22 protein-coding genes are annotated in these 23,843 nt (G+C 61.2%); 13 read left to right on the forward strand and 9 right to left on the reverse strand.

Annotated features, from left to right (window positions below):
- Positions 1 to 175: 175 nt before the first annotated feature.
- Positions 176 to 994 carry a tRNA cyclic N6-threonylcarbamoyladenosine(37) synthase TcdA gene (gene tcdA / locus BMY98_RS24885; RefSeq protein ID WP_074893222.1) on the reverse strand — a complete coding sequence of 273 codons (819 nt, stop codon included), beginning with the start codon at positions 992 to 994 and terminating at the stop codon, positions 176 to 178.
- A 232-nt stretch (positions 995 to 1,226) separates the two neighbouring features.
- Between tcdA and BMY98_RS24890 the strand changes: the two genes are divergently transcribed.
- The 8 genes from BMY98_RS24890 (at position 1,227) to BMY98_RS24925 (ending at position 10,713) form a co-directional block, all read left to right on the forward strand.
- The gene (locus tag BMY98_RS24890; protein ID WP_074893224.1) at positions 1,227 to 3,815 is read left to right on the forward strand and encodes a glycosyltransferase family 2 protein; all 2,589 of its coding nucleotides are present in this window, start codon (positions 1,227 to 1,229) and stop codon (positions 3,813 to 3,815) included.
- A 103-nt stretch (positions 3,816 to 3,918) separates the two neighbouring features.
- Positions 3,919 to 5,070, forward strand: coding sequence for a succinyl-diaminopimelate desuccinylase (gene dapE, locus BMY98_RS24895; protein WP_074893226.1), 1,152 nt, complete (start codon positions 3,919 to 3,921; stop codon positions 5,068 to 5,070).
- Positions 5,070 to 5,879, forward strand: a complete 810-nt coding sequence (locus BMY98_RS24900; protein WP_074893227.1) for a putative RNA methyltransferase — start codon at positions 5,070 to 5,072, stop codon at positions 5,877 to 5,879. The genes dapE and BMY98_RS24900 overlap by 1 nt, the downstream gene beginning before the upstream one ends.
- 66 nt (positions 5,880 to 5,945) lie before the next feature.
- Positions 5,946 to 6,323, forward strand: coding sequence for a hypothetical protein (locus BMY98_RS24905; protein WP_074893229.1), 378 nt, complete (start codon positions 5,946 to 5,948; stop codon positions 6,321 to 6,323).
- 97 nt (positions 6,324 to 6,420) lie between these two features.
- Entirely contained in the window at positions 6,421 to 8,913 is a 2,493-nt protein-coding gene (gene plsB, locus BMY98_RS24910) for a glycerol-3-phosphate 1-O-acyltransferase PlsB (protein WP_074893230.1), read from the forward strand.
- Between the two features lie 46 nt (positions 8,914 to 8,959).
- Entirely contained in the window at positions 8,960 to 9,358 is a 399-nt protein-coding gene (locus BMY98_RS24915; protein ID WP_074893232.1) for a YbaY family lipoprotein, read from the forward strand.
- A 39-nt stretch (positions 9,359 to 9,397) separates the two neighbouring features.
- Positions 9,398 to 10,087: a DUF4197 domain-containing protein gene (locus tag BMY98_RS24920; RefSeq protein ID WP_074893234.1), complete on the forward strand. Its 690-nt coding sequence runs from the start codon at positions 9,398 to 9,400 to the stop codon at positions 10,085 to 10,087.
- Positions 10,084 to 10,713, forward strand: coding sequence for a TetR/AcrR family transcriptional regulator (locus BMY98_RS24925; protein ID WP_074893236.1), 630 nt, complete (start codon positions 10,084 to 10,086; stop codon positions 10,711 to 10,713). Before BMY98_RS24920 ends, BMY98_RS24925 begins: the two co-directional genes overlap by 4 nt.
- A 456-nt stretch (positions 10,714 to 11,169) precedes the next feature.
- Here the strand turns inward: BMY98_RS24925 and BMY98_RS24930 are convergent, their stop codons facing one another.
- Positions 11,170 to 12,258, reverse strand: coding sequence for a catalase family protein (locus BMY98_RS24930; RefSeq protein WP_074893238.1), 1,089 nt, complete (start codon positions 12,256 to 12,258; stop codon positions 11,170 to 11,172).
- 133 nt (positions 12,259 to 12,391) lie between these two features.
- The gene (locus BMY98_RS24935) at positions 12,392 to 13,183 is read right to left on the reverse strand and encodes a class I SAM-dependent methyltransferase (protein WP_074893239.1); all 792 of its coding nucleotides are present in this window, start codon (positions 13,181 to 13,183) and stop codon (positions 12,392 to 12,394) included.
- Between the two features lie 98 nt (positions 13,184 to 13,281).
- Here BMY98_RS24935 and BMY98_RS24940 point away from each other — a divergent pair, with 98 nt between their 5' ends.
- A complete protein-coding gene (locus BMY98_RS24940; RefSeq protein ID WP_074893240.1) occupies positions 13,282 to 13,911 on the forward strand; it encodes an energy transducer TonB in 630 nt (209 codons plus the stop codon).
- A gap of 43 nt (positions 13,912 to 13,954) precedes the next feature.
- On the opposite strand, the gene BMY98_RS24945 is transcribed toward BMY98_RS24940, so the two are convergent.
- The 6 genes from BMY98_RS24945 to ppc form a co-directional block, all read right to left on the reverse strand.
- Positions 13,955 to 14,653 carry an extensin-like domain-containing protein gene (locus tag BMY98_RS24945; RefSeq protein ID WP_074893242.1) on the reverse strand — a complete coding sequence of 233 codons (699 nt, stop codon included), beginning with the start codon at positions 14,651 to 14,653 and terminating at the stop codon, positions 13,955 to 13,957.
- Between the two features lie 49 nt (positions 14,654 to 14,702).
- On the reverse strand, positions 14,703 to 15,575 hold the full coding sequence (locus tag BMY98_RS24950; RefSeq protein WP_074893244.1) for a DUF72 domain-containing protein: 873 nt from the start codon (positions 15,573 to 15,575) through the stop codon (positions 14,703 to 14,705).
- Positions 15,572 to 15,862, reverse strand: a complete 291-nt coding sequence (locus BMY98_RS24955) for a hypothetical protein (RefSeq protein ID WP_074893258.1) — start codon at positions 15,860 to 15,862, stop codon at positions 15,572 to 15,574. Before BMY98_RS24955 ends, BMY98_RS24950 begins: the two co-directional genes overlap by 4 nt.
- A gap of 329 nt (positions 15,863 to 16,191) precedes the next feature.
- Positions 16,192 to 16,866, reverse strand: a complete 675-nt coding sequence (gene tsaB, locus BMY98_RS24960) for a tRNA (adenosine(37)-N6)-threonylcarbamoyltransferase complex dimerization subunit type 1 TsaB (RefSeq protein ID WP_074893246.1) — start codon at positions 16,864 to 16,866, stop codon at positions 16,192 to 16,194.
- A 90-nt stretch (positions 16,867 to 16,956) separates the two neighbouring features.
- A complete protein-coding gene (gene adk / locus BMY98_RS24965; protein ID WP_065989893.1) occupies positions 16,957 to 17,604 on the reverse strand; it encodes an adenylate kinase in 648 nt (215 codons plus the stop codon).
- A gap of 284 nt (positions 17,605 to 17,888) precedes the next feature.
- Positions 17,889 to 20,525, reverse strand: coding sequence for a phosphoenolpyruvate carboxylase (gene ppc / locus BMY98_RS24970; RefSeq protein WP_074893248.1), 2,637 nt, complete (start codon positions 20,523 to 20,525; stop codon positions 17,889 to 17,891).
- Between the two features lie 243 nt (positions 20,526 to 20,768).
- On the opposite strand from ppc, the gene BMY98_RS24975 reads away from it, so the two are divergent.
- The 4 genes from BMY98_RS24975 (at position 20,769) to BMY98_RS24990 (ending at position 23,806) form a co-directional block, all read left to right on the forward strand.
- Positions 20,769 to 21,104 carry a pilin assembly protein gene (locus BMY98_RS24975; protein WP_074893250.1) on the forward strand — a complete coding sequence of 112 codons (336 nt, stop codon included), beginning with the start codon at positions 20,769 to 20,771 and terminating at the stop codon, positions 21,102 to 21,104.
- A 288-nt stretch (positions 21,105 to 21,392) separates the two neighbouring features.
- Positions 21,393 to 21,818: a DUF4398 domain-containing protein gene (locus BMY98_RS24980; RefSeq protein WP_074893253.1), complete on the forward strand. Its 426-nt coding sequence runs from the start codon at positions 21,393 to 21,395 to the stop codon at positions 21,816 to 21,818.
- Between the two features lie 48 nt (positions 21,819 to 21,866).
- Positions 21,867 to 22,649, forward strand: a complete 783-nt coding sequence (lptF, locus tag BMY98_RS24985; RefSeq protein ID WP_074893254.1) for a lipotoxin F family OmpA-related lipoprotein LptF — start codon at positions 21,867 to 21,869, stop codon at positions 22,647 to 22,649.
- 428 nt (positions 22,650 to 23,077) lie between these two features.
- Positions 23,078 to 23,806, forward strand: a complete 729-nt coding sequence (locus tag BMY98_RS24990; RefSeq protein WP_074893256.1) for a hypothetical protein — start codon at positions 23,078 to 23,080, stop codon at positions 23,804 to 23,806.
- Positions 23,807 to 23,843: the final 37 nt, after the last annotated feature.

A 23,843-nucleotide genomic window follows, 5' to 3' on the forward strand; every position in this document is an offset into this window, starting at 1 on the left:
CACCGCAATCGCGGGCAAGCGCGCTCCTACAGTTGATCGTGGTCCACCGAAAATCCGCGTTGGACGCAAGACCTGTAGGAGCGCGCTTGCCCGCGAAGAGGCCGGCACATCCACTCGATATCCGGCCGTTGAAAGGCGGCCTGCGTAAGCAAGTGCGCTCCCACATCCTCTGCCGTCAGTCCGTTGGCTTTGCTTTCGCCCGCTCCGACGGCCGTCGCACGCCGGCGACGATTTTGTCCACAGCCTTGGTCGCCGCAACCATCCCGAACGTGGCCGTCACCATCATCACTGCGCCGAAACCGCCCGCGCAGTCCAGCTTCACGCCATCGCCGACGAAGCTCTTCTGCAGGCAAATACTGCCGTCCGGCTTGGGGTAGCGCAGTTGCTCGGTGGAGAACACGCACGGCACGCTGTAATGGCGAGTGACCGTGCGGGAAAAGCCGTAGTCGCGGCGCAGGGTCGAACGCACCTTGGACGCCAGCGGGTCGTTGAAGGTGCGGTTGAGGTCGCAGACCTGAATCAGGGTCGGGTCGATCTGCCCGCCTGCGCCGCCGGTGGTGATGATCTGGATCTTGCGGCGTTTGCACCATGCGATCAGCGCGGCCTTGGCGTTGACGCTGTCGATGCAATCGAGCACGCAGTCGATGTCCGGCGTGATGTATTCGGCCATGGTGTCGCGGGTGACGAAGTCGGCGACGGCATGAACGACGCAATCGGGATTGATCTCCCGCAGACGGTCGGCCATGACCTCGACCTTGGCGCGGCCAACGGTGCTGCTCAGGGCATGCAACTGGCGGTTGCTGTTGCTGACGCAGACGTCGTCCAGATCAAACAGGGAAATCTCGCCCACGCCACAGCGCGCCATGGCTTCCGCCGCCCAGGAACCCACGCCGCCGATGCCGACCACCGCCACATGGGCCGCGCGCAGACGTTCCAGCCCCTCGATGCCGTACAGGCGGGCGACGCCAGCGAAACGCGGATCTTCTGTGCTCATGACCAATACCCCAAAAAACCGGCGCGCATTATAGGCCCTCACGGCGATTCGCAAAGCGCTGAGTTGCAGGCGTTTGGTCTGAAAGTCACCTCTTTCCCGGCCTGCCCGCAGCGCACAGTCAACGCCCTACACCGCCGGTCGAACAGAACTTCAACACGTGTCGGTTGCCAAAGTTTCGCCCCGCTGTACCCTGTCACTCCTCCCCGTTCCCCTCTTGGAACCTGAAGCACCTATGTCATCGCGTAAATTTGGACTCAACCTCGTTGTCGTCGTGGCGATTGCTGCGCTGTTCACTGGCTTCTGGGCGCTGATCAACCGCCCCGTCACCGCCCCCAACTGGCCTGAACAGATCTCCGGCTTTTCCTATTCGCCTTTCCGGCTGGGACAGAATCCGCAGAAGGATCTCTACCCGTCCGACGAAGAAATGCGTCAGGACCTGGAACTGATGAGCAAGCAGACGGACAACATCCGTATCTACTCGGTGGACGGCACGCTCAAGGACATCCCCAAGCTGGCCGAGGAGTTCGGCCTTCGGGTGACCCTCGGTATCTGGATCAGCCCGGACCTTGAGCGCAACGAGCGCGAAATCACCACGGCGATCGAACTGGCGAACACCTCCCGCAGCGTCGTTCGCGTGGTGGTCGGCAACGAAGCGCTGTACCGCGAAGAGATCAAACCCAAGGACCTGATGGCCGCCCTCGACCGCGTGCGCGCCGCCGTCAAAGTACCGGTGACCACGTCCGAGCAGTGGCATATCTGGGAGAAGTACCCGGAACTGGCCAAGCACGTTGACCTGGTCGCCGCGCACATCCTGCCGTACTGGGAATACATCCCGATGGATAAGGCCGGGCAATACGTGCTCGACCGCGCCCGCGAACTGAAACGCATGTTCCCGAAAAAACCGCTGCTGCTCTCCGAGGTCGGCTGGCCGAGCAACGGCCACATGCGCGGCGGTGCGGACGCCACCCAGGCGGACCAGGCGGTTTACCTGCGCACGCTGGTCAACAAGCTCAACCGTCAGGGCTTCAACTACTTCGTGATCGAGGCCTTCGATCAGCCGTGGAAAGCCAGCGACGAAGGCTCGGTCGGCGCGTATTGGGGCGTTTATAACGCTGCCCGCCAGCAGAAATTCAATTTCGAAGGCCCGATCGTGGCGATCCCGCAGTGGCGCGTATTGGCGATCGGCTCGGCAGTATTGGCGATGCTGGCCCTCGCCTTGTTGTTGATTGACGGCTCGGCGCTGCGTCAACGTGGCCGGACATTCCTGACCTTCATCGCCTTCCTCTGCGGGTCGGTTCTGGTCTGGATCGGCTACGACTACAGCCAGCAATACAGCACCTGGTTCAGTCTGCTTGTAGGATTTTTACTGGCGCTGGGCGCGTTCGGCGTCTTTATCGTACTGTTGACCGAAGCCCACGAATTGGCCGAAGCGGTGTGGACGCACAAGCGCCGCCGCGAATTCCTGCCCGTTGAAGGGGACTCGGCCTACAGACCGAAAGTGTCGATCCATGTGCCCTGCTACAACGAGCCGCCGGAGATGGTCAAACAGACCCTCAACGCACTGGCCGCGCTGGATTACCCGGATTTCGAAGTGTTGCTGATCGACAACAACACCAAGGACCCCGCCGTGTGGGAGCCGGTCAAGGCCCACTGCGAAATGCTCGGCCCGCGCTTCAAGTTTTTCCATGTCGCCCCCCTGGCCGGCTTCAAGGGCGGCGCCCTGAACTATCTGATCCCGCACACCGCGCCGGACGCCGAAGTGATTGCCGTGATCGACTCGGACTACTGCGTCGACCGCAACTGGCTCAAGCACATGGTTCCGCACTTCGCCGATCCGAAGATCGCCGTGGTGCAGTCGCCGCAGGACTACCGCGACCAGCACGAAAGTGCGTTCAAGAAGCTCTGCTATTCGGAATACAAAGGCTTCTTCTACATCGGCATGGTGACCCGAAACGACCGCGACGCGATCATTCAGCACGGCACCATGACGATGACCCGTCGCTCGGTGCTTGAAGAGCTTGGCTGGGCGGACTGGTGCATCTGCGAAGACGCCGAGCTGGGCCTGCGCGTGTTCGAAAAAGGCTATTCGGCGGCGTACGCGCACAACAGCTTCGGCAAGGGCCTGATGCCCGACACCTTCATCGACTTCAAAAAGCAGCGTTTCCGCTGGGCGTATGGCGCGATTCAGATCATCAAGCGTCACGCCGCCAGCCTGCTGCGCGGCAAGGACACCGAACTGACCCGCGGCCAGCGTTATCACTTCCTCGCGGGCTGGCTGCCGTGGGTGGCCGATGGCATGAACATCTTCTTCACGGTCGGCGCACTGCTCTGGTCGTCGGCGATGATCATCGTGCCCAACCGGGTTGACCCGCCGCTGCTGATTTTCGCGATTCCGCCGCTGGCGCTGTTCTTCTTCAAGGTCGGCAAGATCATCTTCCTGTACCGCCGCGCCGTTGGCGTGAACCTCACGGACGCGTTCTATGCGGCGCTCGCGGGGCTGGCACTGTCTCACACGATCGCCAAAGCGGTGTTGTACGGCTTCTTTACTACCAGCATTCCGTTCTTCCGCACTCCGAAAAACGCCGAAAGCCATGGCTTGCTGGTGGCGATTTCCGAGGCCCGCGAAGAGCTGTTCATCATGCTGATGCTGTGGGGCGCTGCGCTGGGCATCTGTCTGGTACAGGGTCTGCCGAGCAACGACATGCGCTTCTGGGTCATCATGCTGCTGGTGCAATCGCTGCCGTATCTGGCGGCGCTGATCATGGCGTTTCTGTCGTCGCTGCCGAAACCGAAACCGACGGAAGAACCCGCTACCGCCTGAAACAATGGGGCGCTGTACTAAACGGCGGCCTTCGGGTCGCCGTTTTGCTTTAAGCTATTCGCCGGTTTATCGCCTTGCCTTCACTCAATATCTCGGACTTTTCATGACAGCCCCAGCCGACCTCTCGCCCACGCTGCAACTCGCCTGCGACCTGATCCGTCGCCCATCCGTCACGCCACTGGACGCCGACTGCCAGGCCGTGATGATGAAACGCCTGAGCGATGCCGGTTTTGCCCTGGAGCCCATGCGCATTCAGGACGTGGATAATTTCTGGGCGACCCATGGCAATCAGGACGGTCCGGTGCTGTGTTTCGCCGGTCACACCGACGTGGTGCCGACCGGCCCGGTTCAGGCCTGGCAGAATGATCCGTTCAGCGCGCTGATCGACGAACACGGCATGCTCTGCGGCCGTGGCGCGGCGGACATGAAAGGCAGCCTGGCGTCGATGATCGTGGCCACCGAGCGTTTCGTTGCCGATCACCCGAACCATAAAGGCAAGATTGCCTACCTGATCACCAGCGACGAAGAAGGCCCGGCCCACCACGGCACCAAAGCGGTGGTCGAGCGTCTGGCGGCGCGCAAGGAGCGCCTCGACTGGTGCATCGTTGGCGAACCGTCGAGCACGACGCTGGTCGGCGATGTGGTCAAGAACGGCCGTCGCGGCTCACTGGGCGCAACCCTCACCGTCAAAGGCATTCAGGGCCATGTCGCCTACCCGCACCTGGCGAAGAACCCTATTCACCTGGCCGCGCCTGCGCTGGCCGAGCTGGCCGCCGAGCACTGGGACAACGGCAATGATTTCTTCCCGCCGACCAGCTTCCAGATTTCCAATCTGAATTCAGGCACCGGCGCCACCAACGTGATCCCGGGGGATCTGGTGGCGGTGTTCAACTTCCGTTTCTCCACCGAATCCACCGTCGAAGGCCTCAAGCAACGTGTGGCCGCTATTCTCGACAAGCATGACCTGGACTGGCACGTGGAATGGGCGCTGTCCGGCCTGCCGTTCCTCACCGAACCGGGCGCATTGCTGGATGCTGTATCCGCGAGCATCAAACACGTCACCGGCCGCGACACCCGTGCGTCGACCAGCGGCGGCACGTCGGACGGTCGCTTCATCGCCACCCTCGGCACCCAAGTGGTCGAACTGGGGCCGGTCAATGCGACGATCCATCAGGTCAACGAACGCATCCTCGCCAGCGATCTCGACGTGCTGACCGAGATCTACTACCAGACCCTGGTCAAGTTGCTCGCCTGATGCTGACCTGCCCGATCTGCTCCGCCCCGCTCGATTCAGCGGATAACGGCGTCGTGTGCCCCGCCGGGCACCGCTTCGACCGCGCCCGTCAGGGTTACTTGAACCTGCTGCCCGTGCAGCACAAAAACAGCCGCGACCCTGGCGACAATCAGGCGATGGTCGAGGCCCGCCGCGACTTCCTCAACGCCGGACATTACGCGCCGGTTGCCAAGCGTCTCGCCGAACTGGCCGCCGAGCGCGCGCCGTCGCACTGGGTCGACATCGGTTGCGGCGAGGGTTATTACACCGCGCAGATCGCCCAGGGCCTGCCCGACGCTGACGGCTATGCGCTGGACATCTCCCGCGAAGCGGTGAAGCGCGCCTGCAAACGCGACCCCAAGATCACCTGGTTGATCGCCAGCATGGCGCGCGTGCCACTGCCGGATGCGAGCATGCAGTTCATCGCCAGCGTGTTCAGTCCGCTGGACTGGGCCGAGGCCAAGCGCCTGCTGTCGCCGGGTGGCGGTCTGATGCGTGTAGGACCGACCAACGATCATCTGATGGAATTGCGTCAGCGCCTGTACGACGAAGTCCGCGACTACAGTGATGACAAGCACTTGGCGCTGGTGCCGGAAGGCATGAGCCTGCAGCACAGCGAAACCCTGCGCTTCACCCTGACACTGGTGGACGGCCAGGCCCGCGCTAATCTGCTGGCCATGACGCCCCACGGCTGGCGCGCCAGTGCCGAACGGCGCGCGAACGTGATTGATCAGGCCGAGCCGTTCGAGGTCACGGTGTCCATGCGCTACGATTATTTCGTCCTGAATTGACGGCTTGAAGCATCTGAACAGACTGAATCCGCGAGTGGATTTTTCCAGCACAACCAAGAGGCATCCATGCGCCAACCCGATATCGAGATTTACCTGAAAGACGCTGACGTCGACCACAAGGCAATCACCGCCTGGCTGACCGCAGACATCGGCCCTTGCTCTGAGTGGACACAGAAAGGCCAGACCTGGAAATGCCGCGCAGGCGACGTGCCCGTGACCTGGATTCCCAAGGCGGTCGGCAAGTGGAACAGCCTGTGCCTGGACAGCGACAAGACCCCGTGGGAAGACGATATCGCCTGCGCCCGTGCCGCTTTCGCTGCGTTGAAAGTCGAGGTCCGTTGCGCGCCGGGGACGTGGGTCGAGGAAGAGAGTGACGCTGAAGCCGATCAATGGATTCGCATCAGCATTGATGGTGAAGAAGAAATCACCTGGCATACGTCCTGATACGTCATCCCGCCGGGCACCCGCGCCGCTTTGCCCATCCCCACCAGATGCGGCAAACTGGCGGCCTCGCGGGCGTCGCCCCTCTCAGCAGAACTCTATGACCCGTTCCCCGTTTCGACGTCTTGTATTCGGCACCGTGCGCCGCCTGCTTTACCTGTGGGTGCGCTCGGAGACGATCAACCAGTCGTCCTTCACCCTCAATCTCGACCGCAGCCGCCCGGTTTTCTATGCACTGCAAAACCCTTCGATAAGCGACCTCGCGGTCCTTGATACCGAGTGCCGCAAGGCCGGTCTGCCGCGCCCAGTCCTGTCCGTCGCCGTGGGCAATCTGACCGAGCCGGCCGCGTTTTTCTACCTGACGCCCGAGCCTGACTGGCTGGGGCGCCACGACAAACGCGGCGCACCGCCGACCCTTGAACGTCTGGTCGGAGCGGTCACACAGAACGCTACCGAAGACGCGCAAGTCATTCCGGTCAGCGTGTTCTGGGGCCAGTCACCGGACAAGGAAGACAGCCCGTGGAAACTGCTGTTTGCCGATAGCTGGAAGGTGACCGGGCGCCTGCGTCGCTTCGTGACCATCCTGATCCTGGGCCGCAAGACTCGCGTGCAGTTCTCGGCGCCGGTTCATCTGCGCGAGCTGGTCGATCAGAACAAGGGTTACGAGCGCACGGTGCGCATGGCGCAACGCCTGCTGCGCGTGCATTTCCGCAACCTGAAGACCTCCGTGATCGGCCCGGACCTTTCTCACCGTCGTCATCTGGTCAAAGGGCTGGTGGCGGATCCGCTGGTCAGGCAGGCCATTCTCGACGAGGCCGCCCGAGAGAAAATCACCGAAGCCAAGGCCCGTGAAAAAGCCCTGCACTACGGCAACGAGATCGCTTCGGACTACACCTACACCGCCATCCGTTTTCTGGAAGTGGTGCTGAGCTGGTTCTGGAACAAGATTTACGACGGTATCAAGGTCAGTCACCTGGAGGGCGTGCAAAACGTCGCCCAGGGCAACGAGATCATTTATGTGCCGTGCCACCGTAGCCACATCGACTATCTGCTGCTGTCGTACCTGCTGTTTCGCAACGGCCTGACCCCGCCGCACATTGCCGCCGGCATCAACCTGAACATGCCGGTGATCGGCGGCCTGTTGCGCCGCGGTGGCGCGTTTTTCATGCGCCGCACGTTCAAAGGCAATCCGCTGTACACCGCGGTATTCAATGAATACCTGCACACCCTGTTCACCAAAGGTTTCCCGGTGGAGTACTTCGTCGAAGGCGGACGTTCGCGCACCGGGCGCATGTTGCAGCCGAAGACCGGAATGCTGGCGATCACCCTGCGCAGTTTCCTGCGCAACTCGCGCATGCCCATCGTGTTCGTGCCGGTGTACATCGGTTACGAACGCGTACTGGAGGGCCGGACCTACCTGGGCGAACTGCGCGGTGCGGCGAAGAAGAAAGAGTCGATCTTCGACATCTTCAAAGTCATCGGCGCGCTGAAGCAGCGCTTCGGCCAGGTCTCGGTCAACTTCGGTGAGCCGATCAAGCTGACCGAGTTCCTCGACCATGAGCAGCCGGACTGGCGTACTCAGGAACTGGGACCGGTGTTCAAACCGGCGTGGCTCAACGAGACCACACACCGTCTGGGCGAACGCGTCGCCCGCCACCTGAACGAAGCGGCGGCGATCAACCCGGTGAATCTGGTGGCGCTGGCGTTGCTATCGACGGCGAAACACGCGCTGGACGATCAAGCCCTGGCGCGGGTGCTCGATCTGTACCTGACGCTGTTGCGCACCGTGCCCTACTCGCCCCATACCACGCTGCCCGATGGCGATGGCCGGGCGCTGATCGAACACGTCAAGGGCATGAATCTGCTCTCGGAACTCAGCGATGCGCTGGGCAAGATTCTGTATCTGGACGAGCAGAATGCCGTCCTGATGACGTACTACCGCAACAACGTGCTGCACATTTTCGCGCTGCCCTCGTTGCTGGCCTGCTTCTTCCAGAGCTCGTCGCGCATGAGCCGCGAGCAGATTCTGCGCTATACGCGGGCGCTGTATCCGTACCTGCAATCGGAGCTGTTCATCCGCTGGTCGCTGGAGGACCTGGATGAGGTCATCGATCAGTGGCTGGCGGCGTTTGTCGAACAGGGCCTGTTGCGATTCGAGAACGGCGTGTACCTGCGCCCGGCGCCGAGCTCACGCGCTTTTGTGATGCTGACGGTGCTGTCGCGGGCGATTGCCCAGACTTTGCAGCGTTTCTACATGGCGATTTCTCTGCTGCTCAACAGCGGTCAGCACACGCTCAGCGCCGAAGGGCTTGAGGAGTTGTGCACGACGATGGCCCAGCGGCTGTCGATCCTGCACGGCCTGAACGCGCCGGAGTTTTTCGACAAGAGCCTGTTCCGGCATTTCATTCAGACGCTGCTGGATCAGGGCGTCCTGCGCACCGATGCCGCCGGCAAACTGAGCTATCACGATATGTTGGGGGATCTGGCGGAAGGCGCCGCCAAACGCGTATTGCCAGCGGAAATCCGGCTGTCGATCCGCCAGGTGGCGTTGCACCGCAGTGATGAAGTCGTCGGGGCCGCACCGATCGCCTGAGCGACGGCGAAGCCCTTCAAATGTTTCACCTGACAAGGAGCATCACATGAAACATATCCTGCTCACCCTCATGACCACCGTGCTGGCCGCTTGCGCTCACGCGCCGGACAACCTGCCGGGCTCGGTGGATGGCGAGGTGTTTTATCTGCAGCGCATGGCGCTTCCGCCGGCCGCTACGCTGAAGGTCACGCTGCAGGACGTGACGCTGGCCGACGCGCCCGCGCAGATCCTCGCCAGCCAGAACGGCCCGATCAAAGGCCAGGTGCCGCTGCCGTTTCACCTGACCTACGATCAGAAGCAGGTCCAGCCGGGTCACACTTACTCGGTCAGCGCACGCATCGAAGTGGACGGCAAGTTGCTGATGATCAGCACCGAGCGCTACACGGTGGACCTGACGCTGGACGAAAAACCGCCCGTCAAAATTCGCTTGAGCCCCGCCCGTTAATCGGGCGTGCACCACAGACCGCTGAAAAGGACATTACCCATGCTGCGTCGCTCCCTCTCGTTCACTGGTATATGCGCCGGCCTGCTGTTATCGGCCAGTGCCTTCGCGTTGTCGCTCAATGATCTGTCGCAATCGGACGCCACCGGCGGATTGAAGGATGCCCTCACCCAAAGCGCCCAGGTCGCCGTCAAGCAACTGGGCGTACCAGGTGGGTTCAGCAACAACAAGGATGTGCGCATCGAACTGCCCGGCAATCTGGGCAAGGTCGCCAAGAAGATGAAACAGTTCGGCATGGGCGCCCAGGTCGATCAGCTGGAGACCAGCATGAACCAGGCGGCTGAGGCGGCGATGCCCCAGGCGCAGACGTTGCTGGTCGATGCCGTGAAAAAGATGAGCGTGTCGGATGCCAAAGCCATCCTCAGCGGCGGCAAGGACTCGGCGACCCAGTACCTGAGCACCTCCAGCCGCGAACAGATCCGCGCCAGGTTCCTGCCCATCGTCAAACAGGCCACTGACAAAGTCGGCCTGGCACAGAAATACAACGCCTTCGCCGGTCAGGCCGCGACGCTGGGCGTGCTGGATGCCAAGAGCTCGAACATCGAAGGCTACGTCACCGAGAAGGCCTTGAATGGCCTCTTCGAAATGATCGCCAAACAGGAAGAAACCATCCGCGCCAACCCGGCAGCGGCAGCGACCGGTCTGGCGAAAAAAGTGTTCGGCGCGTTGTGAAGTCAACCTCCCTCGCCGGCCCCGGCCGTCCCAAGGATCAGGCCAAGCGACAGGCCATCCTAGACGCCGCAAAGAGCCTGTTCATCCGCAACGGCTATATCCAGACCAGCATGGACGCCGTGGCCGCTGAAGCCGGAGTCTCCAAGCTCACGGTCTACAGTCATTTCGTTGACAAGGAGACGCTGTTTTCGTGCGCGGTGGTGGCGCGCTGCGAGGAGCAGGTGCCCGAGCTGTTCGTGGATGTCCCGATGGACGCACCTGTGGAAAAGGTGCTGCTGGGAATTGCGAGGGGGTTTCAGACGCTGATCAACAGCCCTGAGTCCATCGACCTGAACCGTCTGATCATCACCCTGGGACCTCAGGCATCATCGCTGACTCAGGTGTTCTTCGAAGCAGGACCGCAACGCGTCCTGCACGAGCTGGAGCGATTCCTGGGCAAGCTGAGCGGTAAAAACGGCCTGCATTTTGAATCGCCGCTTAATGCGGCGGGGCACTTCTTGAGTTTGATCAAAGGCGTGCACCATTTCAGGCTTCTCATCGGCACCGGGGAAATAGCGGACGAGCAGACTGCTGACCATCATGCCAGGGAAGTGGTAACGCTGTTCTTGAAGGCGTATCGGGTTTAGGGCTGGACGCCGGTGCTCACTGTGGGACCGGCTTCAGCGGGGAAGGCGTCAGGCGTCACAATTAGGAATTGATGGTGCGCACGCGGGCCCCTTCCCGGCTGAAGCCGGTCCCACTGAAAGCATCGCGTGCATCCATAGAGACCGGCGCCGGCCAGTATTGTGGGACCGGCTTTAGCCGGGAAGGCGTTGGGCGTGACACCACACATCTGATGGTGATCACACCGGCCTCTTCCCGGCTGAAGCCAGTCCCACTGAAAGCATCGCGTGCATCCATAGAGACTGGCGCCGGCCAGTATTGTGGGACCGGCTTTAGCCGGGAAAGCGCCAGACGCCACACCACAAATCTGATGGTGATCATACCGGCCTCTTCCCGGCTGAAGCCGGTCCCACTGAAAGCATCGCGTGCATCCATAGAGACCGGCGCCGGCCTACATTGTGGGACCCGCTTCGTTTCTGTCAGCGAGGCTCGTGCATCGGGCAGCCGTTGTGGCTGGCGCGAAAGCCTGAAGACAGCTCATAGGACGGCTTGCGCACCCGCATGACGCCGCCCAGTGGACGGTGTTCAACCACGCCGTGCCAGGGGCTGAAAGCCATAGCCTCGTCGATTTCCTGCTGGCGTTCGTCTGACCAGCTGTCCTGGAGCGGCACTTCGATACGGGCAACCGTCACGAACGGGCTCAGCTCTTCGGACCATTCCACCGAAGCGTCTTCAATCGGCATTTTTTCAAGATCGGTCGCCAGTTGGATACGCACGTCCCAAACGCCCCCCTTGCTCGCGAAGTGACTGCGCACCGCTTCCCGCAAGCCGTCCGGATGGCCATTCAGGTCCACCTTCTGGTCGGTCAACACGGTGAGTTCGGGAGACACGGGCACCACGCTCAGCTTGGCGTAGTAGCGGCCATAGAGAAACGGCACGACGCTGTTATAGGTCTCACCCAGCAAATGGGTCATCGGATGCCCGCCCAGTGATCTGAGCGTGCCGCTCTCCCCGCCCACGGCTTCAACCACCGACTCCAGACCACGGAAAAAGGCCGACAGCGCTTTCTTCATGTTGGGCACTTTGTCGGTGGTTTTGGCGAGCAGCTTCAGGGTCTTGAGGAAATCCTTGGGCGTTGCGGCCGTGAACGCCTTGGCGTTCTGCATCACGAAGTCCTGAGTGACCTGCCCTTCACTGCCTGGAAGGCGTGCGCCCTGTACACCGACCAGCTTGATGGCCAGACCGCGCGGCGTTGACACCTTGTCGTCGAGCAGATCACCTGGATTGGTGGAAAAGCGCATCTTCACGTCGAGCGTGCCGGCATGGGCGAAGACACCCTGGGCCAGTTCGGGCGGCAGATTATCCAGAATGCGGATTTGCCCATGCAGCAAGCCGTGGGCCTTGGCATGCACGCTGCGGATGGCATGGCCGCCATCTTCGTAAGTAGTTTCCAGAATGCTCTGCATGGCCTCGGCGAGTTCTTTGCTCGTCTGAGCCTCGTCATCGGGTATCTGCTCGAAGTGCGGCTCGAACGGCAAAGGCGTCACGGACAAAGGGAAGGTGCTCATCGGTTATCTCCGGCTACAGCTCTGGTCAGGGCATATCGCCGATGAGCGCACACCTGAAACGGTGGCTTGTCAGGCATCGGCACAGCAGATGACTGCGCCGACGATTGCCGGGTTCAGGTTTACCGGACGAGTGTCACGCCCCCGTGCCTTTCAACGCTTTTTTCGGGTAAATATCGTAGCGGCTGGATTTGCCGTCGAGCGCGTAGGAAGGCTTGGCCCCTTCGATGCACGGCGCCTTGCGCGGGCGCTTGACGACAACGCGATGGCTGGCCAGCGCCAGCGCGGCTTCCAGCAGTGCCGGGGCGTCCATGTCGTCGCCCACAAGTGGACGGAACAGGCGCATCTCCTTCTTCACCAACGCGGTCTTTTCCCGGTGCGGAAACATCGGGTCGAGGTAAATGACCTGGGGCGGCTCTCCTTCCCATTGGCGAATCAGCTCGATGGAGTTGCCGGTCAACAGGCGCATCTGCGCGATGATTCCGCCCACGTCCAGATCCCTTGCACCGCGCGCCAAACCGTCTTCGAGCAGCGCGGCGATGATTGGCTGTCGCTCGATCAGGCTTACTTCGCACCCCAGACTCGCCAGCACAAAGGCGTCCTTGCCCAGCCCCGCCGTCGCATCCAGCACCCGCGGGCGCACGCCCGGCTGAATGCCTACGGCCTTGGCGATCATCTGCCCGCTGCCGCCGCCAAACAGACGCCGATGGGCCGCCTTGCCTTCGATGAAATCCACGCGCACCGGGCCGGGCGCGTCGTCACCCAGTTGCTGCAATTGCAGCCCGTCCTCGGCCACTTGCAGGGCGAAATCCGCGTTGGCGTCGGCCAGCGGCAAACCCAGTCGTTGCGCCCACTGCTCTGCGTTTTCCTGCCCGTCGGGGGTCAGGCTGTCGACCCGAATGCGGCTGCCCGCGTGCTGCTCAGTCATTGTCTCTACGCACTCAAATATTCTTAATGATTGGCAGTGTCTGCCGATAACAAAAGTATCCGGCATTTTGCCAGACCCACGGGCTGTACTGAGCGCTTATGTCAGACATTCAGCAAACCTCCTCGATAGGCTATTTGACGTACGCAGGCGACTACAGCGTACGCAATACCCAAACCCTGAGCGGCGTCACGCAGCTCTGGCAGGATGCGTTTGCCCGTGCGATGGCCCAACAGGTCGATGACAACGCAGGCAAAACCCCGGAATACAGCGCCGTCGCCACGACGGACAACCTGACCGGCGAGCCTATTGCCGGCGCCACTGCGCTGGGCAAGATCGTCGAGCAGCGTGAATGCCCGGTTCAGGACAAGGAAATCGCGCCGCCGGAGCCTTTGTTCCTGCCGATCGCCGAGTTCGAATGGGAGCTGGCCGACAAGCCCGCCAAGCCGTTCACCGCGATGGAAATGATCGAGCAACAACGCAACCTCGAATTCGATGACAACTGGGTTCGCCCTACCGTGCTCAACCCCTACGATGACAGCGTTGAACACGGCCCGGGCCCTCAGCCTCGCCCACTGTTCCTGCCGATTGCCGAATTTGAATGGGACCTGGCCGACAAGCCCGCCACACCCTTCAGCGCTGAAGAGATGACCGAGCAGCAGCGTCATCTGGCCTTTGATAACGGCTGGGCGCGTCCGATTGTGCTGCAGAACCTTCGTATCGCTGCCTGACGCCAGGCCGTAACCCAGCGCAGCACAACCTCGCTCGCCTCCCCTAGCGACACACCCGCCAGCGTCCCATGTCCAGGTGAAAGTGGTTTCGGTGTGCGGCGTTATAATCCGGGCTCAGCACCGTATTGAACTGCTGGCAGGCGCCATCCCTTACCAATCGCAGAAAACGCGCCTCGTCGCCCTCGTCTTTCCAGTCCTTGAGCACCGAGATCCTGCGCCCGTCTGCCAGTCGAAACCCGGCGATGTCCAGCGCATTCGCGGTGGCGTGCTGACTCAGGCGGCCCTCGCTGCGGTTGTAGATGTTGCGACAGGCGAAGCTGCCAAGGTGATCGACCTGCGTGAGCTTCTGCCCGAACACCGACTGGGCCGCCGGCTGCAACTGATGAATATCGAACAGCGCATACGCCACCGCCAGGCGACAACTGGACAGAAAACTGCTGCTCAGCGCGACGTCGCCGCCCTGGATACGCAGGGTGTTGGTGAGCGGGCATTTGGCGTCGGCAGCGCTGTCGGCCTGGTGCGTGTAACGCAGAGTCGAGGTTTGCAGTGCGGCCTCGCACAACGTCGGATCCTCCTGCAATCGCCAGAGCTTGAACGGCGTAATGAGGTTGGGCTCGTCCCGCACGTTCAGCGGGGCCCACGGATTCCAGCGCTCAGCGACAGGCAGCCAGCCACGCCAGATCGACACCGCAAGGGCTGCGCTGATCAAAACCAGGAGAAGAAAGAAGGTAGAGCCGCGCATGCAGGAAGGTTCTCGTCTGACGGAGGGATGAGTCCACTCTATCTCGACCTCAGAGCAGCCCGAGTTGCTCCACCTGCCGACCGCGATCCAGTTCCGGTAGATCGGGCAACCCCGGCAGCAGAGTCATGAGCTGCTGGTGAAAACGACGGGCCAGTTGCGGCGAAGCGATGTTGTCAGGTGTGTGCAGGAACACCGAAGGCGTACGTCCCTCCTCGATCCAGCCGGCGACCTTTTCCGCCCACTGGACGATGAAGCCTTCGTTGATCTCCTCATCCGGCCCGCCAATGAAGCGCACTTGAGGAAAGGACGTGAGCGCGGCCGGACGCGGTGGGACTTTGGGCTTCTTCGATTGCGCATGAAGCACGGCAGGGTCAGTGGAGACGGAACTGAACAACGGCCGGGAATCCAGACAGATGCGCTCGACACCCCGGTCGAGCAACAGTCGGTTGAGCTGACGCTCGTCCTCGCCCTTGGTGAAAAACGCCATGTTGCGCACTTCCACCGCCAACGGCCGGCCTTCCAGTGCATCAATGAACGCGGCCAGCTCATTCAACCGATGGGGACCGAAACTGGCCGACAGCTGTAGCCACAGGGGTTCAAGTCTCGACCCCAGCGGCGCAAGCAGTTGCAGGAAATCCTCTACCGCGCCCAGGTGCTCGCGCAGGTCGCCGGCATGGCTGATGTCACGGGGGATTTTTGCAGAGAAGCGAAAGTGCTCCGGCAAGGCGTCCGCCCAGCGCTGAACGATCTCAGGCTTGGGACGCGCGTAAAACGTGGTATTGCCCTCGACGGCGTTGAAGACCTGGGCGTACAAACCGAGCAAATCCAGGTCCGGGGCATCAGGCGGGTACAGTGACTCACGCCAGGCCTTTTCGCTCCAGGACGGGCAACCGATGTAATAAGGTGGATGAGCGAGGTTCAAACGTGAAGATCGAGCCCGGCGACTTCAAGATCCCACTCGACGAAGGTCGAGGTCATCAGATAGCTGCTCAGCGCGTGGGCGACGCGGGTGCTCATGGCACGGGGGAAAATGATGTCTTGCTGACGCGCGGGCACGTTTGCAGTGGTACCGGTCTGGCGACGGGCCACTTGCGGATTCACCTCGATCTCCTCGTTCACCTCCTCGAACGAACCTTCCAGCGCCGCAGAATCCTTGCGAGGCTTGCGCTTGATCGGGTAGGTACGTGGTGAAGGACCGGTGATTCGCATCATGCTTACTCGGCGTCTAATAATGGCAATTTAATCTCACAGTAAGCCGTTAAGCAAACATGCGAACGATAACTAGACCACACTTATTGCGAATTGTTTAAACCCGCCTGAATTTTATGCGGATTTATCGCTGAACGGTCGTGAACAGTGTGACCTGCTTCGCAGATCGGGCGTGCCATGGCGTATTCACCGGCCTGATCGATACCGGCAGCATGAGCCGGCTTGCTGGCGAACTCAATTCAACCCGGCACTGCAGCAGTGCCGGATGACGCAGGTTCGCCAGCAAGCCGGCTCCAGATTTGCGAAGGGCCGGAATATAGGGTTGATCCTCAACGCGCCTTGGGTGTGGCGACTTTATCCCGAAGGTAAACCGGTTGGGCGTCGTCGGCAACGATGGCTTCACCACGCTGCCAGGCGAAAGTGCCGAGGGTCAGCAGGTCCTGCGCGTGGGGCAAAAGCGTGGCGTCCCGGGCACCGACACCGGCGACAATGCGCTCGGCATAACCCCAGCCTGTGCCCGCGCCGAACCAGTCGCCCGTCGCAGCGCTCGGCAAGGCTGCCAGCTCAGGCGCCATGACTGCCTCTTCGCCCGCCAGCTTCATCTCCCCCGCCACTTCGCGGTAGCAACCCCAATAGACTTCGTCCATCCGCGCGTCGATGGCGGCCGCGACCTGAGTGGCGCCCTGCTCACGGAAGGCCCGTTGCGCCAGGGCCGCGAGATTGGAGACCGGCAGCACCGGGCGGTCCAGGCCGAAGGCCAGCCCCTGAACCACACCGATGGCGATACGCACGCCGGTGAAAGCGCCCGGCCCGCGCCCAAAGACGATGGCGTCCAGCGCCGACAGGCCGATGCCCGCCTCGGCCAGCAGGTCCTTGATCATCGGCAGGAGTTTTTGCGCGTGCAGGCGCGGGATCACCTCGTAGTGAGTCAGCACTTTGCCGTCATGCAGCAAAGCGACTGAGCAGGCTTCAGTGGCGGTGTCCAGGGCCAGCAAGGTGGTCATCGGGGTTTCCATCGTTGTGCGAAAAAAGTGCCGCATTATAAACAACAACGACCCGCAAGCGGGCCGTTGTTCAATGCGGTGAGACGCGAATCAGCTCAGGGCTTCAAGCACCTTGGCGGTGATCTGTTCCACCGAGCCCACGCCTTCGATGTGACTGCACTTCGGCGTGCCGTCCTGCGCCTGCAACTTGGTGTAGAACTCCACCAGCGGCTTGGTCTGGGAATGGTAGACCGACAGGCGATGACGAACAGTGGCTTCGACGTCGTCCTTGCGCTGAACCAGTGGCTCGCCGGTGACATCATCCACGCCCTCAACCTTTGGCGGGTTGTAAAGGGTGTGGTAGACGCGACCGGAGCCTTCGTGAACGCGGCGACCGGAGATGCGCTTGACGATCTCTTCGTCATCGACCTTGATCTCGATGACGTGATCGATGGCCAAACCGGCTTTCTTCAGGGCTTCAGCCTGAGGAATGGTGCGCGGGAAGCCGTCGAAAAGGCATCCGCCAGCGCAATCAGGCTCGGACAGGCGATCCTTGATCAGGCCGATGATCAGGTCATCGGAGACCAGACCGCCGCTGTCCATGACGCTTTTGGCTTGCAGGCCCAGTTCAGTGCCAGCCTTGACCGCAGCGCGCAGCATGTCGCCGGTGGAAATCTGCGGAATGTTGAATTTCTCAGTGATGAACTTTGCCTGAGTACCTTTGCCGGCCCCGGGAGCTCCCAGCAGAATCACGCGCATTGTTGTGCTCCTCAAATTTTTATAGAGATATCGTCGGATTCGCCTAAATGGGGCCAATCGCAAAATTTTACTGACCCAACGGCCAAAGGCTGATCAAGATACACAGCCGATTCATGCCGCACAAGACGGCGAAAGTCGCAGTAACCCGCGAAAAACCAGTAGCTTGGCATCGATCCGCGCGCGGGTCAGACCTCGTGCAGCCGGGTGACGCTACACCGGCCACGACGCTCAAGCGTGTGGCCGAATGAAAGGGGTGTTGTTCATTCGGCCGGCTTGCCTCTCCGTCAGCCGGTGTTGCGCAATCCGGCGGCGATGCCTGCGACAGACACCAGCAGCGCCTGCACCAGCGGACTGTCCAGACTCGCGTCCTGGTGACGGGAGCGCGCCAGCAACTCCGCCTGCAATAAATGAAGAGGGTCGAGGTAAGTGTTGCGCAGGCTGATGAACTTCAGCGTTTCAGGACTGTGGGCCAACAGCCTGGACTGGCCCGTCAGGCCGAGCACCACGTCACACGCCTGCGACAATAGGCCGCGCAAATGCGTCCCCAAATGCAGCAGTTTCGGCTCCACCAGACGTTCGTCGTAGAGCTGGGCGATGTCGCTGTCGGCCTTGGCCAGCACCATTTCGAGCATGTCGATGCGGGTGCGGAAGAACGGCCACTGCTCACGCATCTCGGCGAGCAGATCACCCTGACCGCGCTCCAGCGCCTTGCTCAATGCGTTTTCCCAGCCCAGCCAGGCGGGCAGCATGAGGCGAGTCTGGGTCCAGGCGAAAATCCACGGAATCGCACGCAGGCTTTCCACCCCGCCTTCGCGGCGCTTGGCCGGACGGCTGCCCAATGGCAAGCGGCCCAGTTCCTGCTCCGGCGTGGCCTGACGAAAGTATTCGACGAACTCCGGGTCTTCCCGAACCACGGCTCGGTAGGCTTTCACGCCGTCTTCGGCCAGTTCGTCCATCACCTGACGCCAGGCCGGTTGCGGCATCGGCGGCGGTTGCAACGTGGCTTCCAGCACTGCAGCCAGATAAAGGTTGAGGTTCTGCTCGGCAATGTCCGGCAGGCCGAACTTGAAGCGGATCATCTCGCCCTGCTCAGTCGTGCGGAAACGCCCCGCCACCGAGCCCGGCGGCTGCGACAAAATGGCCGCATGTGCAGGGCCGCCGCCACGACCGACCGTGCCGCCGCGACCGTGGAATAACAGCAGCTCAACTTCCTGCGCGCGGCAGATCTCAACCAGTTTTTCCTGCGCCCGGTACTGCGCCCACGCCGCAGCGGTGGTGCCGGCGTCTTTGGCCGAATCCGAGTAGCCGATCATGACTTCCTGCGGACCTTCCAGGCTTCGGCGATAGGCAGGAATGCTCAAGAGCTGCTCGATGACCGGGCCGGCGTTGTCCAGGTCGGCGAGGGTTTCGAACAACGGCACCACGCGCATGGATCTTTGCAGCCCGGCTTCTTTTAACAAGAGTTGAACGGTGAGCACATCCGAGGCCGCGCCGGCCATGGAAATCACGTAGGAACCCAGCGATGCCGCCGGCGCAGCCGCGACCTCACGGCAGGTCGCCAACACTTCGGCGGTGTCCGCTTCAGGGCTGAAATGCGCAGGCAGCAGCGGCCGTTTGTTGTCCAGTTCACGCAGCAGGAAGTCGACGCGTGTCGGCTCATCCCACTCGTCGTAGCGGCCGAGCCCGAGGTATTCGGTGATCTCGCTCATGGCCGAACTGTGCCGTGTGGAATCCTGGCGCACGTCGAGCTTCACCAGAAACAGGCCGAAGGTCACCGCACGACGCAAACAGTCGAGCAGTGGGCCATCGGCGATCACGCCCATACCGCATTGGTGCAGCGAGTCGTAACACAGTTGCAACGGCTCAAGCAGCTCGCGGTTTTCGTGCAATACGTCTTCCGGCGCGACCTGGGTGACACTCAGTGAGGCGTGGGCCCAGTTGCGTGTGGCCCGAAGCCGCTCACGCAGTTGCTTGAGGACACTGCGGTAAGGCTCGGCGCTGTCACCCGCCGCTTCCATCAGCGCAGGGCTGGCCTGCTGCATCGACAGTTCGGCGGCCAGTTGATCGACATCACGCAGGTACAAGTCGGCGGCCATCCAGCGCGCCAGGAGCAGCACCTCGCGCGTGACAGCAGCGGTGACATTGGGGTTGCCGTCGCGGTCGCCGCCCATCCAGGAAGCGAAGCGGATCGGCGCCGACTCCAGCGGCAGGTGCAGACCGGTCGCAGCGTGTAGCGCCTGATCGGCCTTGCGCAGGTAATTGGGGATCGCTTGCCACAGGGAGTTTTCGATGACCGCAAACCCCCACTTCGCCTCGTCGACGGGCGTGGGGCGGACGCGGCGGATTTCTTCGGTGTGCCACGCTTCGGCAATCAGTCGCTGCAGACGCTCGGTGATCTGCTCACGCTCGTGGCGGTTCAGATCACGATGATCGAGCGCAGCCAGCTGCGCAGCGATGGCGTCGTACTTCTGGATCAGCGTGCGCCGCGCGACTTCGGTCGGGTGCGCGGTCAGCACCAGTTCGATTTGCAGCGTGGTCAACTGCTGCGCCAACGCTTCGGGTGTCTGCCCGGCCTGCTTGAGACGTTCCAGCAGTTCGGGCAACACGCGGGATTCAAAAGGCTGCGGCTTGCCGTCATCGCGACGGTGAATCAGCTGATATTGCTCGGCGATGTTCGCCAGATTGAGGAACTGATTGAACGCACGTGCCACCGGCAGCAATTCGTCCTCGCCCAGGTCTTCAAGACTGGAGCTAAGCTGCTCGGTGCCCTGGGTCGATGCGTGGCGATCAGCCTTCGCGCTTTTGCGGATGCGCTCGATCTTCTCGAGGAAATCAGCGCCGTGCTGATCGCGAATGGTGTTGCCCAACAGCTCACCCAACAGATGAACGTTCTCGCGCAATCGTGCATCGATATCAGCCATCCAGCCCTCTCCTTCAGCTTTTTTGTTTTTACCGGCGAGTCCTTGCGGGGGTCCATTCGCTGCTGCCGAACGGAACGCCCTGCGGGGTTTCGTTTCTATTGGTGTGTATAGAGCGACAAATTGATGTCCATACGCAACCCTCGACGCACTTTCACCGCCGGGGAAGCCCGTCTCAGTCACGCTTCACCGTGGCTCAGCTCCACGTCCAATGCCCGCCCTCGCGCGGCAACCGATGAGGTATGTATGAAGATCCGAGAACTCGCCGAACAGTGGGAACAGAACGCCAAAGGCCGTCTGACCGAGACCGCTTACGCCATTCATTTGGACGTGGAGGCTGCCGCGCGGCTTGCGGCGATCGCCGAGATGTACCCCAAACGCACGCCTGAAGAGTTGCTGGGCGAGCTGATCGGCGCCGCGCTGGAAGAACTGGAGGCGAGCTTTCCTTACGTGCGCGGTCAGCAGGTGGTCGCCACGGATGAGGAAGGCAACCCGCTCTACGAAGATGTTGGCCCGACGCCCCGGTTTCTCGAGCTTTCGAGGCAGCATCTCCAGAAAATCTCCGATCGGGAAGGCCTGTGACGGTTGCATCCGCGACGTCGCTTTTAGCTCTGAAAAAATGCCCTGTAGGCCGTATCGGTCCGATAATCGCGTGGGCAAAACGCTGTCATTTTTCGAGCGCCAATTTTACAACAGGTAACAAAAGCTGACCGGAAGTTAAAAAAAATGTCTGAACTATTCAAAAAACGCGGCGGTCCGAGCAATTAGCCATTCCAGTAAAGCCGTCAGATGACAGCGGAAGCGACGCAACACCATCCATCCGCGTGGGCTGCTGCTGAAATGGAACAACCAGTTTTCAGGAGTTAAGCAATGGAGTTGACCACCATGAACACCAGCACTGCCAAACCAACGTTCAATCGCCTGCGCGGGCTGAAGATGGCTGCACTGGCGCTGGGTACCAGCGTTCTTCTGGCTGGTTGCGCAGGCAATCCTCCGAGCGAGCAGTACGCCGTGACCCAGTCGGCCGTCAACGCCGCTGTCACCGCTGGCGCGACCGAGTACGCTGCCGTTGAAATGAAGTCCGCTCAGGACAAGTTCAAGCAAGCCGAACTGGCGATGCAGGAAAAGAAATACGACGAAGCTCGTAAATACGCCGAGCAGGCCGAGTGGGATGCACGTGTAGCCGAGCGTAAGGCTCAGGCCGCGAAGGCACAGAAAGCGGTGCAGGATGCTCGTCAGGGCGTCAATGAGTTGCGTGAAGAAGGCATGCGTCAGGTTCAGCCTGTCACACAGTAACGCCTCGCAGTTCAAGCATTGGCCATTGAGTTAAAGGACGAAAATATTATGCGTAAACAAGTACTTATTCCTGCCCTGCTGGCTCTGAGCGTTGGTTTGGCGGCGTGTTCGTCGCAGCCGAACGTGAATCTCGAACAAGCCCGCACCAACTACTCCGCGCTGCAAAGCAACCCTAAAGCCACTGAACTGGCTGCGCTGGAAACCAAAGACGCCAGCGAGTGGCTGGACAAGGCTGACGCTGCGTACCGCAACAATGATGACCAGAAGAAGGTCGATCAACTTGCCTACCTGACCAACCAGCGCGTTGAGTTGGCCAAGCAGACCATCAACCTGAAGACCGCTGAAAACGATCTGAAAGGCGCTGCGGCTCAACGTGCACAAGCGCGTCTGGATGCCCGTGATGCTCAGATCAAGGCCCTGCAGAACAGCCTGAACGCCAAGCAGACCGAACGCGGTACGCTGGTGACCTTCGGCGACGTACTGTTTGACTTGAACAAGGCTGAGCTGAAGTCGTCCGGCCTGGTCAACGTCAACAAGCTGGCCCAGTTCCTGTCGGAAAACCCTGATCGCAAGGTCATCGTTGAAGGCTACACCGACAGCACCGGTTCGGCTGCCTACAACGACTCGCTGTCGGAGCGCCGCGCGAACTCCGTACGCATGGCTCTGATCAAGATGGGCGTAGGCCCGGAGCGTATCGTGGCCCAAGGTTACGGCAAGGAATACCCGGTTGCTGACAACACCAGCGCCTCGGGCCGTGCCATGAACCGTCGCGTGGAAGTGACCATTTCCAACGACAACCAGCCAGTAGCACCGCGCTCTTCGATGAAGTAATGCGGTTGTAGCGGCAAATAAAGAGCCCCGCCTGTTGCGAAACAGGCGGGGCTTTTTTGTGGCCTGCGTTTTTCTCCGGATGGGGTTGGGGTGAGGTGCTCTTAGGAAGAACTGAATGCGCCCCGTGTTTTTGGGGACTGCGCAAGAAGTTGCGCACTCACTTGTTCAAAACAGGGCGTTGATGCTCTACAGGCCACGTCGCTCGTGGCCTGTAGACGAGTGCGCAAGAAGTTGCGCAGGGGTGCGCAACTTCTTGCGCACTTTTACTTTGTTATCGGGTTTAGCGTTCGCTAAAACCCGTCGTTTTTCTTCTTAAGCTATTGATTTTGCTTGGCTAATTCATAACTGGCACAAGCCTTGATATCTCCGTGGCCCCCGGATTGGCATTCACGCCTTTTCGGATGGGTTTTTGAGCACGGAGAGCATCCTTGGCAACCCCCTTAAACCTTCCCGTTGGTGGCGATAAACGCGAACCCCAAGTCGCGATTGTTCCGCTTGATCAAATTCAGGTTGAAGACGTTGGTCTTGGTGCGGCCAATTTCGACGCCTGGCTGCAGGAGATCAGTGGCGGGGTCGTCACGCTTGAGCGGATCAAGACCCTGGCCGGTGGGCTGCCGGTGGTGGGCAACATCATGGCGCTGGTTGATGCGCTGAACGACATCGTTCGGCTGGCGACCAGTGACGAGCGTGACCCGCTGGACTGGGTCAGTCTGGGCATCAACCTGATCGGGATGGTGCCCATTCCGCCGGGCATGGCGGCGGCACGGATGAGCCTACGCCCGATGCTGTTTCTGGTGCGTCAGGAGAGGCGGCAGGCCGGCAATGTGGTGCTGGGCGATGCACTGATCGAGGTTCTGATCGGGCACCTGAATGCAACCATTGTCGGGACGCTTGATGACTTTGTGAGTCAGGCGCACGGGAAGCTTCCCGGGATTCTTGAGGATGCTGGGAGCTTGGGGAAGGCGTGCTGTTTGAGATCGCTGCTGGTCTTGAAATGCTGGTCAAGCCGGACCTCAACGCCAAGGCTAATTTGCGTGAGGCGGAGCAGTTGGTTCATGCCGCAGGCGATCTTTGGGCCTACGACCCTCAGGCCGCGATTGGCAATATCTTCGTCGCGGCTGCAGATATTTGTGTTGCTGCGGGCAAGGGTGCGGTGAATGGCGCTGCTGAATACCTCGTGCCTGAAGCGGTTAA

Origin of the sequence: Pseudomonas graminis (assembly GCF_900111735.1) — a bacterium.
GTDB lineage: Bacteria > Pseudomonadota > Gammaproteobacteria > Pseudomonadales > Pseudomonadaceae > Aquipseudomonas > Aquipseudomonas graminis.

What these genes read in the sequence shown, in the direction of transcription:
- tcdA (WP_074893222.1), bottom strand. Translation starts at nt 994, where the DNA reads ATGAGCACAGAAGATCCGCGTTTCGCTGGCGTCGCCCGCCTGTACGGC.
- BMY98_RS24890 (WP_074893224.1), top strand. Translation starts at nt 1,227, where the DNA reads ATGTCATCGCGTAAATTTGGACTCAACCTCGTTGTCGTCGTGGCGATT.
- dapE (WP_074893226.1), top strand. Translation starts at nt 3,919, where the DNA reads ATGACAGCCCCAGCCGACCTCTCGCCCACGCTGCAACTCGCCTGCGAC.
- BMY98_RS24900 (WP_074893227.1), top strand. Translation starts at nt 5,070, where the DNA reads ATGCTGACCTGCCCGATCTGCTCCGCCCCGCTCGATTCAGCGGATAAC.
- BMY98_RS24905 (WP_074893229.1), top strand. Translation starts at nt 5,946, where the DNA reads ATGCGCCAACCCGATATCGAGATTTACCTGAAAGACGCTGACGTCGAC.
- plsB (WP_074893230.1), top strand. Translation starts at nt 6,421, where the DNA reads ATGACCCGTTCCCCGTTTCGACGTCTTGTATTCGGCACCGTGCGCCGC.
- BMY98_RS24915 (WP_074893232.1), top strand. Translation starts at nt 8,960, where the DNA reads ATGAAACATATCCTGCTCACCCTCATGACCACCGTGCTGGCCGCTTGC.
- BMY98_RS24920 (WP_074893234.1), top strand. Translation starts at nt 9,398, where the DNA reads ATGCTGCGTCGCTCCCTCTCGTTCACTGGTATATGCGCCGGCCTGCTG.
- BMY98_RS24930 (WP_074893238.1), bottom strand. Translation starts at nt 12,258, where the DNA reads ATGAGCACCTTCCCTTTGTCCGTGACGCCTTTGCCGTTCGAGCCGCAC.
- BMY98_RS24935 (WP_074893239.1), bottom strand. Translation starts at nt 13,183, where the DNA reads ATGACTGAGCAGCACGCGGGCAGCCGCATTCGGGTCGACAGCCTGACC.
- BMY98_RS24940 (WP_074893240.1), top strand. Translation starts at nt 13,282, where the DNA reads ATGTCAGACATTCAGCAAACCTCCTCGATAGGCTATTTGACGTACGCA.
- BMY98_RS24945 (WP_074893242.1), bottom strand. Translation starts at nt 14,653, where the DNA reads ATGCGCGGCTCTACCTTCTTTCTTCTCCTGGTTTTGATCAGCGCAGCC.
- BMY98_RS24955 (WP_074893258.1), bottom strand. Translation starts at nt 15,862, where the DNA reads ATGCGAATCACCGGTCCTTCACCACGTACCTACCCGATCAAGCGCAAG.
- tsaB (WP_074893246.1), bottom strand. Translation starts at nt 16,866, where the DNA reads ATGACCACCTTGCTGGCCCTGGACACCGCCACTGAAGCCTGCTCAGTC.
- adk (WP_065989893.1), bottom strand. Translation starts at nt 17,604, where the DNA reads ATGCGCGTGATTCTGCTGGGAGCTCCCGGGGCCGGCAAAGGTACTCAG.
- ppc (WP_074893248.1), bottom strand. Translation starts at nt 20,525, where the DNA reads ATGGCTGATATCGATGCACGATTGCGCGAGAACGTTCATCTGTTGGGT.
- BMY98_RS24975 (WP_074893250.1), top strand. Translation starts at nt 20,769, where the DNA reads ATGAAGATCCGAGAACTCGCCGAACAGTGGGAACAGAACGCCAAAGGC.
- BMY98_RS24980 (WP_074893253.1), top strand. Translation starts at nt 21,393, where the DNA reads ATGGAGTTGACCACCATGAACACCAGCACTGCCAAACCAACGTTCAAT.
- lptF (WP_074893254.1), top strand. Translation starts at nt 21,867, where the DNA reads ATGCGTAAACAAGTACTTATTCCTGCCCTGCTGGCTCTGAGCGTTGGT.